Genomic DNA, 16053 nt, shown 5'->3' with positions numbered 1-16053 from the left:
CCGGAGGGTCGGATGGTGCAGTTGTGTTCAATCGAACAGGCGGTGGATGACGTACTCGCGCGCCTGCCAGCGCACATTCATCTGGGGATGCCCCTGGGGTTGGGCAAACCCAATCTGTTCGCCAATGCGCTGTACCGGCGTATCGCGCAACTGCCAGAGCGCCAACTCACCATCTACACGGCCCTGAGCCTGGGCCGACCCAATCTGGGCGATGGGTTGCAGAAGCGCTTTCTCGAACCTTTTATCGAGCGCGTTTTTGGTGATTATCCGGAACTGGATTACCTGGCCGATCTGCACCGCGACAGCCTGCCGGCCAACATCCATGTCCAGCAATTCTTCCTGCAACCGGGCAGCCTGCTGCATAGTACGTCGGCCCAGCAGGATTACGTCAGCAGCAACTACAGCCACGCTGCGCGGGACATCAATGCCGCCGGCTTGAACCTGATTGCGCAATTGGTGGCCAGTGATCCGCAGCATCCTGACCGCCTGAGCCTGAGTTGCAACCCGGACATCACCCTCGACCTGTTGCCGATGATCGCCAAGCGGCGTGCGGCGGGGGAGACCATCCTCATGGTGGGCCAGGTCCACAGCGATCTGCCCTACATGCCCGGTGATGCGGAAGTCGGCATCGACACGTTCGATCTGTTGATCGACGAAAAGGACAGCCACACGCTGTTTTCCACGCCGAACATGCCGGTGGGCTTTCAGGACCATATGATCGGCCTGCACGCCAGTGCCCTGGTGCGTGACGGCGGTACGTTGCAGATCGGCATCGGCTCTATGGGCGATGCGTTGACGGCGGCGCTGCTGGCGCGTCAAGCCGACAATGCCGCTTACCAGGCGTTGCTGGCGGAACTGAATCTCAGCCAGTGGGCGCAGTTGATCGAGCGTGAGGGCGGGGTCGAACCCTTTGCCACAGGGTTGTACGGTTGCAGCGAAATGTTCGTCAACGGCTTGCTGGTGCTGGCGGAGGCCGGAATTATCCGGCGCAGGGTCTATCCCGACGAGTCGACCCAGGAACGGGCCAACGCCGGCACCCTCGACGAGGCGGCGCAACCCGACGGCATTTGCATCCATGGCGGATTCTTCCTCGGTCCTCGCAGTTTTTACGAACGCTTGCGCGAGTTGCCCCAGAGTCGGCGCCTCGAATTCAACATGACCCGCATCAGTTACATCAACGAGCTGTATGGCCAGGAACGACTCAAGCGCCTGCAGCGACTCGACGCACGCTTCATCAACACGGTTTTCACCATGACCTTGCTGGGCGCCGGGGTGGCGGACCAACTGGAAGACGGCCGGGTACTCAGCGGCGTGGGCGGGCAGTACAACTTCGTTGCCCAGGGCCATGCGCTGGAGGGCGGGCGCTCCATTCTGCTTCTGCGCAGTTGGCGCGAGGCGGGGGGCGAGATCAGTTCGAACATCGTCTGGGAATACGGCCATTGCACCATTCCCCGGCACCTGCGAGACATCGTGGTGACTGAATACGGTATCGCTGACCTGCGGGGCAAGACTGATGCTGCGGTGATCGAGGCGCTGCTGAACATCAGCGACTCACGTTTCCAGCCGGAGCTGATCGAGCAGGCGCAAAATGCCGGTAAGTTGCCGAAGGATTTCCGCCTTGATCCGCGGTTCACCGACAACACCTCGGAACGCTTGCAGGCCATCCAGGCGCGGCATCCGAATTTGTTTCCGGAGTATCCGTTAGGTTGCGATTTTGACGCAGTGGAACGCGACCTGCTGCGTGCGCTGAACTGGCTCAAGAGCAAATTCAAACTCACCGAAATGCTGGAGTTGGGCAAGGCCGCGCTGGATGCGCCGCCGCCGTCGGAGTTTCCCGAGCATTTGGAGCGGATGCAGTTGGCGAGCCCCGAAGGGCTGAAAGAAGAGCTGGGCCAGCGTTTGTTGCTCGCGGGTCTCAAGATCACCGCGCCTTAACGGCCACATCAAAGCCCCTGTGGGAGCGAGCCTGCTCGCGATAGCGGACTGTCAGTCAACGTTGATGTTGGATGTGCCGGCCTCATCGCGAGCAGGCTCGCTCCCACAGGGATGCAGGGCGATTATTCGATAAAGGTCACGACCCCACCGGCCAGCGATTGCACCCGGGCCAGGGACTCAACCCGATACCCCTGGGCATCCAGCTCCGCGCGTCCACCCTGGAACGATTTCTCGATCACGATCCCCAGGCCTGCCACGGTGGCGCCGGCCTGCTTGATGATGGAGATCAGCGCCTGGGAGGCTTTGCCGTTGGCCAGGAAGTCATCAATGATCAGTACCCGGTCGCTGCTGGTCAGGTGGCGCGGGCTGATGGCCACGGTGCTTTCGGTCTGTTTGGTGAACGAATACACGGTCGCGGACAACAGGTTCTCCGTCAGAGTCAGGGAATGTTGTTTGCGGGCGAAAATCACCGGCACGCCCAAGTTCAGACCGGTCATGATCGCCGGGGCAATGCCTGAGGCTTCGATGGTGACGATCTTGGTGATACCCGAGTCCTTGAACAGCGCGGCAAATTCGTCGCCGATCAGCTTCATCAATTGCGGGTCGATCTGGTGGTTCAGGAAAGCATCGACTTTCAGAACCTGATCGGAAAGTACGATGCCGTGTTCACGAATTTTCTGCTGCAGGGCTTCCATCAAGCCTCCTTTAATGACGCCTTCGGCGCCCCTGGAAATGGGTAAAAGTTCGCTGAAAAGTAGTCGATTCTAGCGCTTGAGCATCGCTCGTATATCGGCCAGGGCGCTATTGCCGCGAACGGCCTTGACCTCGGTCGGTGTGTCGTCATTGCCTTCCCAGGCCAAGTCGTCCGGCGGCAGCTCATCGAGGAAGCGACTCGGGGCGCAGTCGATCACCTCGCCGTATTGCTTGCGTTTGGCGGCGAAGGTAAAGGCCAGCGTCTGACGTGCGCGGGTAATACCGACGTAGGCCAGGCGCCGTTCTTCTTCGATGGTGTCGGCTTCGATGCTGGAGCGGTGGGGCAGGATTTCTTCTTCCATGCCCATGATGAACACGTAGGGGAACTCCAGGCCCTTGGAGGCGTGAAGGGTCATCATCTGCACGCCTTCGGCGCCGTCCTCTTCTTCCTGCTGGCGTTCAAGCATGTCCCGCAGCACGAGTTTGCCGATGGCGTCCTCGACAGTCATGTCACCGTCTTCGTCCTTTTCCAGGGTGTTTTTCAACGCCTCGATCAAGAACCAGACGTTGCCCATGCGGTAGTCCGCGGCCTTGTCACTGGAGCTGTTGGTGCGCAGCCAGTTCTCGTAGTCGATGTCCATGACCATGCTGCGCAGCGCCGAGATCGGGTCTTCGCCGGCGCACTGTTCGCGCACCTTGTCCATGAAGCGTTTGAAGCGCGCCAGACGGTCGGTGAAGCGGCTGTCCAGATGCTCGCCCAGGCCGATTTCGTCGGTGGCGGCGTACATCGAGATTTTGCGCTCGGTGGCGTAGTTGCCGAGTTTTTCCAGGGTGGTCGAACCGATTTCCCGGCGCGGGACGTTGATCACCCGCAGGAAGGCGTTGTCGTCGTCCGGGTTCACGATCAGGCGGAAATAGGCCATCAGGTCCTTCACTTCCTGACGGCCGAAAAAGCTGTTGCCCCCCGACAGGCGATAGGGGATCTGGTGATGCTGCAATTTCAGCTCGATCAGCTTGGCCTGGTAGTTGCCGCGATACAGGATCGCGAAGTCGCTGTACGGCCGGTCGGTGCGCAGGTGCAGGCTGAGGATTTCCATGGCCACGCGCTCGGCTTCGGCGTCTTCGTTGCGGCAACGGATCACGCGGATCTCGTCGCCGTGGCCCATCTCGCTCCACAGCTGCTTTTCGAACTCGTGGGGGTTGTTGGAAATCAGCACGTTGGCGCAACGCAGGATGCGGCTGGTGGAGCGGTAGTTCTGCTCCAGCATCACCACTTTGAGCGACGGGTAGTCTTCCTTGAGCAACATCAGGTTTTCCGGCCGCGCACCGCGCCAGGCGTAGATGGACTGGTCGTCGTCGCCCACCACGGTGAACTGGTTGCGGATGCCGATCAGCAGCTTCACCAGCAAATACTGGCTGGCGTTGGTGTCCTGGTATTCATCCACCAGCAGGTAGCGGACCTTGTTCTGCCATTTCTCGAGGATGTCGGCGTGGTCCTGGAACAGCTTGACCGGCAGCAGGATCAGGTCGTCGAAGTCCACCGCGTTGAACGCCTTGAGCGTGCGCTGATAATGGGCGTACACGATGGCGGCGGTCTGTTCCTTGGGATTGCGGGCGTTTTCCAAGGCTTGGGGCGGCAGGATCAGGTCGTTTTTCCAGGCGCCGATCATGTTCTTGATCTCGTCCACGCCGTCGTCGCCCGAATATTCCTTTTGCATGATGTCGGTCATCAGCGCCTTGACATCGGTCTCGTCGAAAATCGAGAAACCCGGCTTGTAGCCCAGTCGTGCATGTTCCTTGCGGATGATGTTCAGGCCCAGGTTGTGGAAAGTGCAGACCGTCAGGCCACGGCCTTCACCGGCGCGCAGCAGGCCGCCGACCCGCTCTTTCATTTCCCGGGCGGCTTTGTTGGTGAAGGTCATGGCGACGATGTACTGGGCGCGGATACCGCAGTTCTGGATCAGGTGCGCGATCTTGCGGGTGATCACACTGGTCTTGCCGGAGCCTGCACCGGCGAGCACCAAAAGAGGGCCGCCGACATAGTTCACGGCTTCTTGCTGCCGGGGATTGAGTCGGGACATGACAGGGTCAGAGAGTCGTTTGCGAAATGGGCCGGCATTTTAACAGGCTCACAGAATTGTGCTGCTCTGTCCGACTTGTGACGCTACACAGCATTGTCATTTGCCGCTTTGGTTACTTTCACGCAGGATGTGGGGCGAATGGCGTCCAACGTTCGGCTTCGAGGGTAAAAAAGCCGTCTGAAGCAAGTGTTTGAGAACCATTGGCATTGGTCATTAGCGGTCAGCAGGTCATAATGCCCTGCGCCTATTACCTTGCAGAGTCTAGGGAGTCAGCTTGTCAACGTCTGTCGAACCCTTGCGTTTGCTGCTATTGGCCGAAGAGCCGGTATGGTCAGCGATTTTGCGCGAGTGCCTGGCCCCCATGGGGCCGTCGGTTGTGTTGATCAGTGCCCCGAGCTGGGAGTCGGTCAGCAGCCTGTTCGAGGACAACCACAACGCGGTGCTGCTGACTGTCGCGGCGCTGCAGCCGGCACCCGGTCGTTGCCGTTTGCCGACGGTCCTGTTGCTCGAGCACGAGCCCACCACTGCACCTGATGGCGTCAGCGATTGGCTGGTACGTGATGTGCTCGATGGCGCCACTCTGCGCCGTTGCCTGCGCCATGTGCGCGAGCGCGGAGTGCTGGAAAACACGCTGCAGCGTCTTGCCGAACAGGATCCGTTGACCGGCATCGCCAATCGCCAGGGCTTCCAAACCCTGCTGGCGGCGCGCCTGGCTGAAAACGAAGGCCGTGGCCTGGCGCTCGGGCATCTGGATCTGGATAACTTCCGTCACGCCAACGATGCCCTCGGCCACCAGGCCGGTGACCGTTTGATCCTGCAAGTCGTGTCGAGGCTCAAAGGTTCGCTTGAAGCCGGCGATCAACTGGCACGCTTGGGCAGCGACGAATTTGCACTCCTGATCGACACCCGCCGGGCGCCTCAGCGGGCTGAATGGATGGCCGAGCGCATCACCGAAGCCATGGCCGAACCCTATTGGGTCGATGGCGAAAGCCTGCTGATCGGTTGCAGCCTGGGGATCGCCCACGCTCGCGCCCAGGCCGGCGCGGACCCGCTGATGTGGCACGCTCATATCGCCATGCAGCAGGCCAAGAGCACACAGGGCTGCACCTTTCATATCTTCAACGAACGCATCAATCGTAACGCCCGCAGCCTCGCCGATCTGGAGAGCGAGCTGCGTCGGGCGCTGCGGCGCGACGAGCTGGAGTTGCATTACCAACCCCGGCTGAGCCTTGATGACGGCACCATCGTCGGCCTCGAAGCCCTGGTGCGCTGGCGTCATAACGAACGTGGGCTGTTGCCGCCCAGTGAGTTCGTGCCATTGGCCGAACAGAGCGGGCTGATCGTACCGCTGGGCTACTGGGTGATTTCCCGGGCATTGCGGGACATGCAAGCGCTGCGTGAAAGGGGATTGGCGCCCCTGCACATGGCGGTCAACCTGTCATTCCGGCAGTTCCAGGACAGCCAGTTGCTGCCGACGCTGAGCCGCCTGATCGCCGAGCGGGGTGTCGAGGCGCAATGGTTGGAATTCGAACTCACCGAAACCGCCGTCATGCGCCGCAGCGAACTGGTCAAGCAGACCATGGACGCCCTGGGTCGCCTGGGGGTGCGCTTTTCCCTGGACGACTTCGGCACCGGCTTCTCCTCGTTCGTGCACCTCAACAGCCTGCCCATCGCCTTGCTCAAGATCGACAAGAGCTTCGTGGGTGGCATGGAGCAGCGCGAGGAAAATCGCAAATTGGTCCATGCGATGATCAACCTGGCCCACAACCTCAACCTGGAAGTAGTGGCCGAGGGTGTGGAAACCCAGGAACAACTGGACTTGCTACGCGGCTTTGGTTGCGACCAGGTGCAGGGTTTCCTGATCAGCAAGCCGTTGCCGTTTCCGGAGTTGGTTGAGTACTTGACGTTCGAGGGTGATCAGCAGTCGATGCTGGAAATCAGCTGACACAAAACCATGTGGGAGTGGGCTTGCTCGCGAAGACGGTGGATCAGTCGATATATTTCTGGCTGATACACCGTCTTCGCGAGCAAGCCCGCTCCCACATAGGGAACCTCAGTCGGCTTGGATGCTTTCGAAACGCCTCAGCCCAGGCTCACTGCGGATCATCCGTTTCATCTTCCACTCAAACGCCGCCGTCAGGCTCACCGCCGCGCAGGCCAGGCCCAGGGCCAGGCCCCACCAGACGCCGGTCGGGCCCCAGTTCAGGTGGAAGGCCATCCACCATGCCGCCGGTGCGCCAATCAGCCAATAACAACCCAGGCCCACCAGGAAGGTGGTCTTGGCGTCCTTGAGCCCACGGATACAGCCCATGGCAATGGTTTGCGCGCCGTCGAACAGCTCGAACCACGCCGCTACCGCCAACAGGCTCACTGCGAGCTCGATCACCCCACGAAACGCCGGATCGTCGTGGTCCAGGAACAAGCCGACCAATGGGTTTGGCAGCAGCCAGAACACCATGGCGAACGCCAGCATGACCGCTGCGCCGAAGCCAATTCCGACCCGACCGGCCAGCCGCGCCATCAGCAGTTGCCCGGCGCCATAGTGCTGGCCGATGCGCATGGTGATTGCATACGACATTCCCGCCGGGACCATGAATGCCACCGAGACAATCTGCAGAGCGATCTGGTGCGCTGCCAATGGCGTGCTGCCCATGGTGCCGATGCACAGCGCGGCGAACGCGAACAGCCCGACTTCCACTGCGTAAGTGCCGCCAATGGGCAGACCCAGGCGCCACAGTTCCTTGAGGTACTGGCGATTGGGGCGCGACAGACCGTTGAGTAACGGATAAGCGCGGTAGGCTTGATGCCGGTGAATATGCCAGGCCAGCGCCAGGGCCATGCAGTTGGCAACGATGGCCGTGACCAGGCCGATGCCCATCAGGCCCAGTTTTGGCAGGCCGAACATGCCGGTGATCAGTGCGTAATTGAGCAGGAAGTTGGCCACCGTGCCGCCAAGACTGATCACCATCACTGGGGTCGCCCGGCCAATGGCGCTGGTAAAGCCGCGCAGGGCCATGAAGCTCAGATAGCCGGGCAGGGCGAATGGCAGCACCAGCAGGAACTGGCCGGCGGCCAGGACGTTGGTTTCAGTCTGGCCGAACAGCAACAGTACCGGTTTGAGGTTCCACAATAGGAGCCCGGCCACCAACGCCATCAACCAGGCCAGCCACAACCCGGCCTGAGTCAGTCGGGTGGCGCCTTCCACATCACCGGCGCCCTGCCGAATCGCCACCAACGTGCCCACTGCGGCGATCACACCGATGCAAAAAATCGAGACGAATGAATAGCTCGCCGCGCCGAGTCCACCGCCGGCCAGGGCTTCGGGGCTCAGGCGCGCCATCATCAGGGTGTCGGTCAGGACCATCAGCATGTGCGCCAACTGCGAGGCAATCAACGGCCCTGCCAGCCGCAGGATAGCCCAGAGTTCGATTCGCACCGGATGCCGCATGATCATCACACTCCATGTTCAAACAAGGCTGTAAAACGGTGATTCTCGGCGCTCTCAGCGGTTTGCACAAAAGGATAAAAGCGATCACTGGCATGATTAAAACTCATGTTGAGAGCTTTCTGATAGGGTGCGTAACTATCGCCATAGGAGCTTTCCCGATGTCTCGTCGTCTCCCTCCTCTTTATGCGTTGCGGGCATTCGAAGCAGCGGCGCGATACAGCTCGTTCACCCGGGCGGCCGAAGAACTGTCGATTACTCAAAGTGCCGTCAGCCGGCATATTCGTACACTCGAAGAGCACTTTGCCTGTCGGCTGTTCCAGCGCAGTGGCCGCAACCTGCAGTTGACCGAAGCGGCGCGGTTGCTGCTACCGGGCGTGCGTGAGGGTTTCATGGCGCTGGAACGGGCCTGTCATACCTTGCATGGCGAAGATGGCATCCTGCGCATGAAGGCGCCGTCCACGCTGACCATGCGTTGGCTGTTGGCGCGCCTGAGCCGCTTCCGGCATCTTCAGCCCGGCAATGAAGTGCAACTGACCAGCGCCTGGATGGACGTCGACTCAGTGGACTTCAACACCGAGCCTTTCGATTGCGCGGTATTACTGGGCAACGGGCATTTTCCTACCGACTGGGAGGCAAGCTTGCTGTTTCCCGAGGAACTGATTCCGGTAGGCGCACCGAACCTGTTGAATGACCAGCCCTGGGATGTGGCGCGGTTGGCCAGCGCAGAATTGCTGCATCCCACGCCGGACCGTCGTGATTGGCGCAACTGGCTTTCGCGCATGGGCCTGTCCGATCAGGTCTCGCTCAAGGGCGGGCAGGTGTTCGATACGCTGGAACTGGGCATGATCGCGGCAGCGCGTGGTTACGGCGTGTCCATGGGTGATCTGTTGATGGTGGCCGAGGACGTGGCCCAAGGGCGCTTGAGCCTGCCATGGCCTACCGCTGTCGCCAGTGGCGAGCACTATTACCTCGTCTGGCCGAAAACCCGGCCAGGGGGTGAACGTTTGCGCCGTCTGAGCGATTTTCTCCAGAGCGAAGTGAACGCCATGCAATTACCCGACGTAAAGCGTCTTGGCTGAATCGTTGAAGCTCCCGTGATAGCCACTTGGCATTATTCCTTCCAAACCGCTCAAGTATTCGGTTTCGCCGCCGAATGTGTGGAAGTAGTACTTTCGTATTAGAAAGGGACTGCCTACACATCACCCGAATAAAATTGCCGAGTGTGCGACGATCAGGATGATCCGGTCACTTGGCCAGGAGCCGTCATGTCTCAACCTCGTGCCCGAATCGCCTCACAGCTGGGCCTCGCCCTCGCCGTGATACTGGCGATCGTGATCTCCGGCAGTACCATCTTTGCCTTGCGCTCGCTGGACTCCGCCAACCTCGCGACTCGTGAAGAACACCTGGCCAGCGAAGCGCGCCTCATGGCCGACCAGCTCAATACCTTCCATGGCACCCTGCGTGAAAGCACGCAGCGATTGAGCGGACTGTTCGAGAAGCGTTTTAGCGCGGGCCTGAGCGTGCACCCGGACCAGCCGGTCGCGGTGGCAGGCGTGCAGACTCCAGGCCTGAGCCTGGGCAGCGAAGTGCTGAACAACAACTTCAAGGAAGTCGACGAGTTCAAGGACACGACCGCCGGGGTGGCGACGGTGTTTGTACGCAGTGGCGATGATTTCATCCGCGTGAGCACTTCGTTGACCAAGCAGGACGGGACGCGGGCGATCGGCACCATGCTCGACCGTGCCGGCCCGGCTTATGCCCCGGTAATGAGTGGGCAGAGCTACATTGGTCGGGCTCTGCTTTTCGGGCGCTTCTACATGTCGCAGTACACACCCGTACGAGATAGCAGCGGCAAGATCATTGCCGTGTTGTATGTGGGATTCGATTACACCGACGCGCAGAACGCCCAGTTCGAGAATCTCAAGCGCTTCCGTATCGGCCAGACCGGTTCGCTGGCGGTGCTGGATGAGCAAAACAAATGGCTGGTTCCACCAGCGGGTGTGCAGGCGCTGGAGCAGGCGACCGTGACCATCAAGGAGTTGGTCAAGAAGTCGGGCAAAGGTGTGTTCTGGAGCGATACCGCTGAAGATTTCTACAGCGTTGCCGTGCCGTTCGAGGACGGCCCGTGGGCGGTGGTGGCGAGCATGCCGAAAGCCGAGATTCGCGCCGTGACCTGGAGTGTCGGCACGCAACTGGCTATCGGCAGCTTGCTGGCCATGTTGCTGGCCGTGGGCTCGGCGGTGTGGCTGCTGCGCAGCAAACTGGCACCGCTGGGCGATCTGGTGCGTCAGGCCGAGGCGCTGGGCGCCGGCGACCTGAGCGTGCGTCTGAATGTGTCGAGCCACGACGAAATCGGTCAGTTGGCCCGTGCTTTCAACCAGATGAGCCAGGCCCTGTCGACCATGGTCGAGCATATCCGCAAGGCCTCTCAAGAGGTCAATAGCCGAGCCCAGGCCTTGTCCGGGTTGTCCAGCGGGGCCTATGAGGGCATGGAGCAGCAGTCCGGCGAAATCACCAGCATGGCCGGCGCAGTGGAAGAGTTCAGCGCTACCTCGTTGAACATCGCCGATAACATGGGCAATACCGAACGCCTGGCTCAGGATAACGCCCAGCAAACCCGCATCGGTCGTACGTCGATGGATGAAGCGTCCTCGTCGCTGGAGCAAATTGCTGGCGCGCTGAACAGCACTGCCACGGTCATCAACACCTTGGGCCAGCGCTCTCAGGAAATCGGCGGTATCGTCGGGGTGATCACCTCGATCGCCGAGCAGACCAACCTGCTGGCGCTCAACGCGGCCATCGAAGCCGCCCGTGCGGGCGAGCAGGGGCGGGGCTTTGCCGTGGTGGCTGACGAAGTCCGTAGCCTGGCGTCCCGTACCCGTCAGGCCACTGACGAAATTTCCGGCATGATCAATAGCATCCAGCAGGAAACCGGTAACGCCATCAGTACCATGGAAAAAGGCAACTTGTTGATGCAAGAAGGCTTGTCGCGCAATGCCAATGTGGCCTCGGCCCTGGCGCGCATCGACGAGCAAAGCCGTTCGGCCGGCCAGCAATTCGCGGCGATCACCACCGCCACTCAGGAGCAAAGCAGCACCGCGACCCTGCTCAGCAGCAACCTGCAAAGCATCGCTATGGCCAATAGCGAACAGCGCGAAGTGGTCTCGAACCTGGCGATCACCGCCAAGGAACTGGAAAAACTGGCGCAGGACCTGCGCAAAGAGGTTGACCGGTTCCGCTGATACTCCTTCCGCCGCTCCCGTCGCGAGCAAACTCACCCCAGAATTCTCTGGGAGCGAGTTTGCTTGCGAAGAGGCGGCCTAGCCAACATCACCGCAACTGACTCACCGCTACCGCGAGCAAGCTCGCTCCCACAGGGGCTTGGCGGCGAACGGGCATTTTGCGGCCATCCCCAATCAATGTGGAGCGGGCTTGTTCGCACAGGGCCTTAGGGCCAGCATCCCTGTAACTGACCCACCGATATCTAAAAGCAAACCTGTTTGCGCGAAGGCCGGTTGCTCCAGCACTGCGTCTTTTCGAGGTATTCGCTGTTTTTAAGCTTGCTGAAACGTTTCTCCAAGTCTATAAAAACCGCACAACTCCAAGAAAAGGCTGCCCTTATGACTCCGCTCAAACTTGTCATTGCCCTCAGCGCCCTGGGCGCTACGTCCCACGCCATGGCCTGGGATTACGTCCTGCTCGACACCGATAAAGCCGCTCAGCCCTGGAAAATCACCAGCCAGCAGCTCGGCGTGAAAACCGACAAGCCCTTTTCCGTGACAATGCGCACCCTGCATGGTGGACGGCAGGAAGGCGTCAGCATCGTCGATATCGACAACGGCACGATGAAGCTCTCGATCGTTCCAACACGGGGCATGAACGTGCTGCAGGCCTCGGTCGGTGAAGTGCGTATGGGCTGGGATTCGCCGGTCAAGGAAGTGGTCAATCCGTCTTTCATTGAACTCAACGGCCGCGGTGGACTGGGCTGGCTCGAAGGCTTCAACGAGCTGGTGACACGCTGTGGCTACGAATGGGTCGGCCATCCCGGTATGGACAACGGCGAGCTGCTGACTCTGCATGGCCGCGCCGCCAACATCCCGGCCAACAAAGTGATGCTGCACATCGATGAAAAACCGCCTTATGCCATTACTCTGCGGGGCGAGCTGAAGGAGCAAGCCTTCAAGAAAGTCGATTTCTCGGTACAAACCGAATTGATGACCGAGCCCGGCAGCGTGAGCTTCGCACTCAAGGATACGCTGACCAACAACGGCGACTATCCGAAGGAATACCAAGCGCTTTACCACAGCAATTTCAGTACACCGTTCCTGGAGCAGGGGGCTCGCTTCGCGGCACCGGTCAAGCAGGTCTCGCCGTTCAACGACAAGGCCAAGGGCGATCTGGCGGATTGGCAAACCTACCGAGGGCCAACCAAGGACTACGACGAAACCGTCTACAACGTCGTGCCTTATGCCGATGCCAAGGGCGATACGCTCACCGTGTTGCACAACAAGGCCGGTAGCCTCGGTGTATCGGTGGGCTTCAACACCGGCACGCTCCCCGTGTTCTCCCTGTGGAAAAACACTGACACCCAAGGTCAGGGTTACGTGACCGGGCTGGAGCCGGGCACCAGTTTCTCCTATAACCGCCGGTATCAACGGCCACTGGGCCTGGTGCCCACCCTCTCGCCAAAAGAGCAGAAGCAGTTCCAGATCCACTACAGCCTGTTGGCGGATAAAGGTGCCGTGGATAAAGCCCTCAAACGTATCGATGAAATCCAGGGCTCTCAGCAAACCGAAGTACGAAATACGCCGCTGGTGGACCTGAGCAAACCATGATGCCCATCAGGGTGTGGCGGGCCGGTATTGCAATGCTTCGGCCAAGTGCTCCCGGCTGATTCGATCCGCTTGCTCAAGGTCTGCCAGCGTACGGGCGACCTTGAGCAGGCGGTGGGCGGCTCGCAGCGACAGGGTCAGTCGTTCGCAGGCGGTTTCCAGCCAGGTTTCATCGGTTGTGGATAACTTGCAATGCCGACGCAAACCCGGCAGATCCAGGAACGCGTTGGCGCATCCCTGGCGCTTTTGCTGGCGTTCGCGGGCCTCGGCCACTTGCACGGCTACGGTAGCCGTATCGTCACCGGATTCGCTTTTTGGGCTAAGCGCCGTGGCTTCCCGGGCGACGGTCAGGTGCAGGTCGATGCGGTCCAGTAACGGGCCGGAGAGTTTATTGCGGTAGCGCTGCACCATGTCTGGCGTACACGAGCATCGGCCGCTGGTCTCGCCAAGGTACCCACAGGGGCAGGGATTCATCGCCGCCACCAGTTGGAAGCGCGCCGGAAAGCGCACCCGGTCACGAGCGCGCGAAACCACAATGTGGCCCGATTCCAGTGGCTCCCTCAAGACCTCAAGAACCTTGCGGTCGAATTCCGGCAGTTCATCGAGAAACAGCACACCATGGTGGGCGAGGGTGATTTCCCCCGGTTGCGGTTTTGATCCGCCACCCACCAGCGCCGGTCCGGACGCCGAATGATGTGGCTGGCGAAACGGGCGCTGCGGCCAATGGCTCAACGGCACGCAACTGGCCACCGACTGGATCGCGGCGACCTCCAGGGCCTCACATTCAGCCAGTGGCGGCAACAATCCCGGTAAACGGCTCGCCAGCAGTGTCTTGCCGGTGCCGGGTGGTCCGCTGAACAACAGGTTATGCGCCCCCGCAGCGGCAATCAGCAATGCGCGCTTGGCCCCGACCTGGCCCTGTACTTCATTCAGATCGGGATACGGCTTGCTCGCCGAGAGCAATCCATTGGAAGCATAGGGCTGCACAGGGGTGTGGCCGTTGAAGTGCGCCACCGCTTCGAGCAAATGATCCACGGCGATCACCTTCAGCCCCGACGCCAGGCAGGCTTCCTCGGCATTCGCCCGCGGCACCAGCAGTGTACGCCCGGCCTTGCGCGCGGCCAGCGCGGCGGGCAACACACCGCGCACTGGGCGCACCGCGCCGGACAACGCCAGCTCGCCGAGGCATTCCACATCGTCCAGCATCAAGGTCGGCACTTGTACGCTGGCCGCCAGGATCCCCAGGGCAATTGCCAGGTCGAATCGCCCGCCGTCCTTCGGCAGGTCCGCCGGCGCCAGGTTCAGGGTGATGCGCCGAGCCGGGAAATTCAGGCCCGAATTGATGATCGCGCTGCGCACTCTGTCCTTGCTTTCCTTCACCGCCGCTTCAGGCAAACCGACCATCGTCAGCGATGGCAAGCCATTGGCCAGATGGACTTCAACGGTAACGGCAGGAGCCTCCACCCCCACCTGGGCGCGGCTATGGACAATGGCGAGCGACATGCAATCGTTCCTTGAGTGAATAAGGGGCCGCGTCCTGCGGCTCTTGAAGGTTAGTCGTGGGATAGGCTTTCGGTGGGGCAATTGAAGGCGAAAATTTTGCCAGGATGTTGCGGTTGTGAATGGCCGATCACCCGCGCGACCACGATCGCGATAGGGCGCGCGTTTGTTCAGCATGGCTCTGCGGCCGTTTCGCAGAGCCTTCGAAATGGCCGTCCCAGGCCCTGCTAGACTCCGATTTGTCCAATCGGCATCTACGGCACAGGGAGTGAGTGGCCCATGAACGATCTGCTGGCTCTGTTAACCGACAAGCGCTTCATGCCCCATGGGCATTGCTATATGTGGCGGCCGGATTTGCTGTGGACCAATGTCATTGCCGATGGCTTGATCACCCTGTCCTACATCTCCATCCCTTTCACCCTTCTGTACTTTATCCACAAGCGCAAAGACGTGCCTTTTGACTGGATGCTGACGGCTTTTGGGGTGTTCATCCTGGCGTGCGGGACCAGCCATGTGATGGAAATCCTGACCATCTGGCAGCCCTACTATTGGCTGTCGGCGCTGGTCAAGGTCATCACCGCTATCGCCTCGGTGATTACTGCCATCCTGCTGGTCCGGTTGGTGCCTGCGGCCCTTAAGATCCCCAGCCCGCAGCAACTGGCCCGGGTCAATGACGAGTTGCGTGAGGCGCAGGCCGAACTGGTCACTACCGCGCGCCGGGCCGGTATGGCGGAAATCGCCACTAATGTGCTGCACAACGTGGGCAATGTACTCAATAGCGTCAATGTGTCAGCCCGACTCTTGTACGAGAAAGTGCACGCATCCAAAGGGCAGGGGGTAATCAGGGTCGCTGAATTGATGAGGGAGCATTCCGATGATCTCGGCGCCTTTATCAGCAGCGATCCGAAAGGTCGCGCGCTACCCGGCTATCTTGGCAAGTTGGCCGAAGCCCTGGCCGCCGAGCAGCGGAGCATGATCGATGAGTTGGTGCAGCTGACCAAGAGCATCGACCATATCAAGGAGATCGTCGCCACCCAGCAGTCCTATGCCGGTAACTCCAGCGTGCTGGAGCCGGGTTCGCTGCGAGAGCTGATCGAGGATGTGGTACGCATCTGCGATGTGTCCCTGGCTCGCCATCGTGTGACGCTGACCAAGGAGCTCGCCGATATTCCGATGATGTCGCTGGACAAGCACAAGGTGCTGCAAATACTGATCAATCTAATCAACAACGCCAAGCAGGCGCTTGATTCGGTGGCGGATCGACCGTCGCGCATTACCCTGCGTCTGAAGGCCACTGACGACAAGCGTGTGCGGATCGAGGTCGAGGACAACGGCGAGGGTATTTCCAGCGACAATCTCACCCGGGTGTTCGAACATGGTTTTACTACGCGCGCCGACGGTCACGGCTTTGGCCTGCACAGTTGCATTCTGGCTGCGCATGAGATGGGTGGCGAGCTGACGGTGCAGAGCGCGGGCCTGGGTAAGGGCGCGCTGTTTACCCTGGAGTTGCCGCTTGCGCTGGCCCAAGGTCAATCTCCGCGAGCCGCGAGTGGCTGAGCTGCCG

The 16053-nt window shown here is 60.6% G+C and carries 10 protein-coding genes and 1 pseudogene; 7 read left to right on the top strand and 4 right to left on the bottom strand.

What is annotated here, in order from left to right; genetic code table 11:
- Positions 1 to 12: 12 nt before the first annotated feature.
- Entirely contained in the window at positions 13 to 1935 is a 1923-nt protein-coding gene (locus tag BM132_RS02420; RefSeq protein WP_092452910.1) for an acetyl-CoA hydrolase/transferase C-terminal domain-containing protein, read from the top strand.
- Positions 1936 to 2057: 122 nt separating this feature from the next.
- Here BM132_RS02420 and BM132_RS02415 read toward each other — a convergent pair whose 3' ends face one another.
- Both BM132_RS02415 and rep read right to left on the bottom strand, forming a co-directional pair.
- A complete protein-coding gene (locus BM132_RS02415; RefSeq protein WP_092395042.1) occupies positions 2058 to 2630 on the bottom strand; it encodes a xanthine phosphoribosyltransferase in 573 nt (190 codons plus the stop codon).
- Positions 2631 to 2699: 69 nt separating this feature from the next.
- Positions 2700 to 4709 (bottom strand): DNA helicase Rep, encoded by a 2010-nt coding sequence (rep, locus tag BM132_RS02410; RefSeq protein ID WP_047226146.1) that lies wholly within the window; start codon positions 4707 to 4709, stop codon positions 2700 to 2702.
- Positions 4710 to 4983: 274 nt separating this feature from the next.
- Here rep and BM132_RS02405 point away from each other — a divergent pair, with 274 nt between their 5' ends.
- Positions 4984 to 6654, top strand: a complete 1671-nt coding sequence (locus BM132_RS02405; RefSeq protein ID WP_092452907.1) for a putative bifunctional diguanylate cyclase/phosphodiesterase — start codon at positions 4984 to 4986, stop codon at positions 6652 to 6654.
- A 108-nt stretch (positions 6655 to 6762) separates the two neighbouring features.
- On the opposite strand, the gene BM132_RS02400 is transcribed toward BM132_RS02405, so the two are convergent.
- Positions 6763 to 8157, bottom strand: coding sequence for a NorM family multidrug efflux MATE transporter (locus BM132_RS02400; RefSeq protein ID WP_092453094.1), 1395 nt, complete (start codon positions 8155 to 8157; stop codon positions 6763 to 6765).
- A 158-nt stretch (positions 8158 to 8315) separates the two neighbouring features.
- On the opposite strand from BM132_RS02400, the gene BM132_RS02395 reads away from it, so the two are divergent.
- The 4 genes and pseudogenes from BM132_RS02395 to BM132_RS02385 all read left to right on the top strand — a co-directional run bounded on the left by BM132_RS02395 (position 8316) and on the right by BM132_RS02385 (position 12992).
- Positions 8316 to 9236, top strand: coding sequence for a LysR substrate-binding domain-containing protein (locus tag BM132_RS02395; protein WP_092395048.1), 921 nt, complete (start codon positions 8316 to 8318; stop codon positions 9234 to 9236).
- 186 nt (positions 9237 to 9422) lie between these two features.
- Positions 9423 to 10496, top strand: a pseudogene (locus BM132_RS28840) (Cache 3/Cache 2 fusion domain-containing protein); the annotation flags it as partial.
- A gap of 42 nt (positions 10497 to 10538) precedes the next feature.
- Positions 10539 to 11399, top strand: a complete 861-nt coding sequence (locus tag BM132_RS28835) for a methyl-accepting chemotaxis protein (protein ID WP_371264090.1) — start codon at positions 10539 to 10541, stop codon at positions 11397 to 11399.
- Positions 11400 to 11777: 378 nt separating this feature from the next.
- Entirely contained in the window at positions 11778 to 12992 is a 1215-nt protein-coding gene (locus tag BM132_RS02385) for an aldose 1-epimerase family protein (protein WP_092452900.1), read from the top strand.
- A 6-nt stretch (positions 12993 to 12998) separates the two neighbouring features.
- On the opposite strand, the gene BM132_RS02380 is transcribed toward BM132_RS02385, so the two are convergent.
- Entirely contained in the window at positions 12999 to 14492 is a 1494-nt protein-coding gene (locus BM132_RS02380; RefSeq protein WP_092452897.1) for a YifB family Mg chelatase-like AAA ATPase, read from the bottom strand.
- 276 nt (positions 14493 to 14768) lie between these two features.
- On the opposite strand from BM132_RS02380, the gene BM132_RS02375 reads away from it, so the two are divergent.
- Positions 14769 to 16046, top strand: a complete 1278-nt coding sequence (locus tag BM132_RS02375) for a sensor histidine kinase (RefSeq protein ID WP_092452894.1) — start codon at positions 14769 to 14771, stop codon at positions 16044 to 16046.
- Positions 16047 to 16053 lie beyond the last annotated feature (7 nt).

Source organism: Pseudomonas sp. NFACC45 (assembly GCF_900113505.1).
GTDB classification, from domain to species: domain Bacteria; phylum Pseudomonadota; class Gammaproteobacteria; order Pseudomonadales; family Pseudomonadaceae; genus Aquipseudomonas; species Aquipseudomonas tehranensis.
This window is presented reverse-complemented; position numbering and strand designations above follow the sequence as displayed.

What these genes read in the sequence shown, in the direction of transcription:
- BM132_RS28835 (WP_371264090.1), top strand. Translation starts at nt 10,539, where the DNA reads ATGAGCCAGGCCCTGTCGACCATGGTCGAGCATATCCGCAAGGCCTCT.
- BM132_RS02400 (WP_092453094.1), bottom strand. Translation starts at nt 8,157, where the DNA reads ATGCGGCATCCGGTGCGAATCGAACTCTGGGCTATCCTGCGGCTGGCA.
- BM132_RS02415 (WP_092395042.1), bottom strand. Translation starts at nt 2,630, where the DNA reads ATGGAAGCCCTGCAGCAGAAAATTCGTGAACACGGCATCGTACTTTCC.
- rep (WP_047226146.1), bottom strand. Translation starts at nt 4,709, where the DNA reads ATGTCCCGACTCAATCCCCGGCAGCAAGAAGCCGTGAACTATGTCGGC.
- BM132_RS02420 (WP_092452910.1), top strand. Translation starts at nt 13, where the DNA reads ATGGTGCAGTTGTGTTCAATCGAACAGGCGGTGGATGACGTACTCGCG.
- BM132_RS02380 (WP_092452897.1), bottom strand. Translation starts at nt 14,492, where the DNA reads ATGTCGCTCGCCATTGTCCATAGCCGCGCCCAGGTGGGGGTGGAGGCT.
- BM132_RS02375 (WP_092452894.1), top strand. Translation starts at nt 14,769, where the DNA reads ATGAACGATCTGCTGGCTCTGTTAACCGACAAGCGCTTCATGCCCCAT.
- BM132_RS02395 (WP_092395048.1), top strand. Translation starts at nt 8,316, where the DNA reads ATGTCTCGTCGTCTCCCTCCTCTTTATGCGTTGCGGGCATTCGAAGCA.
- BM132_RS02385 (WP_092452900.1), top strand. Translation starts at nt 11,778, where the DNA reads ATGACTCCGCTCAAACTTGTCATTGCCCTCAGCGCCCTGGGCGCTACG.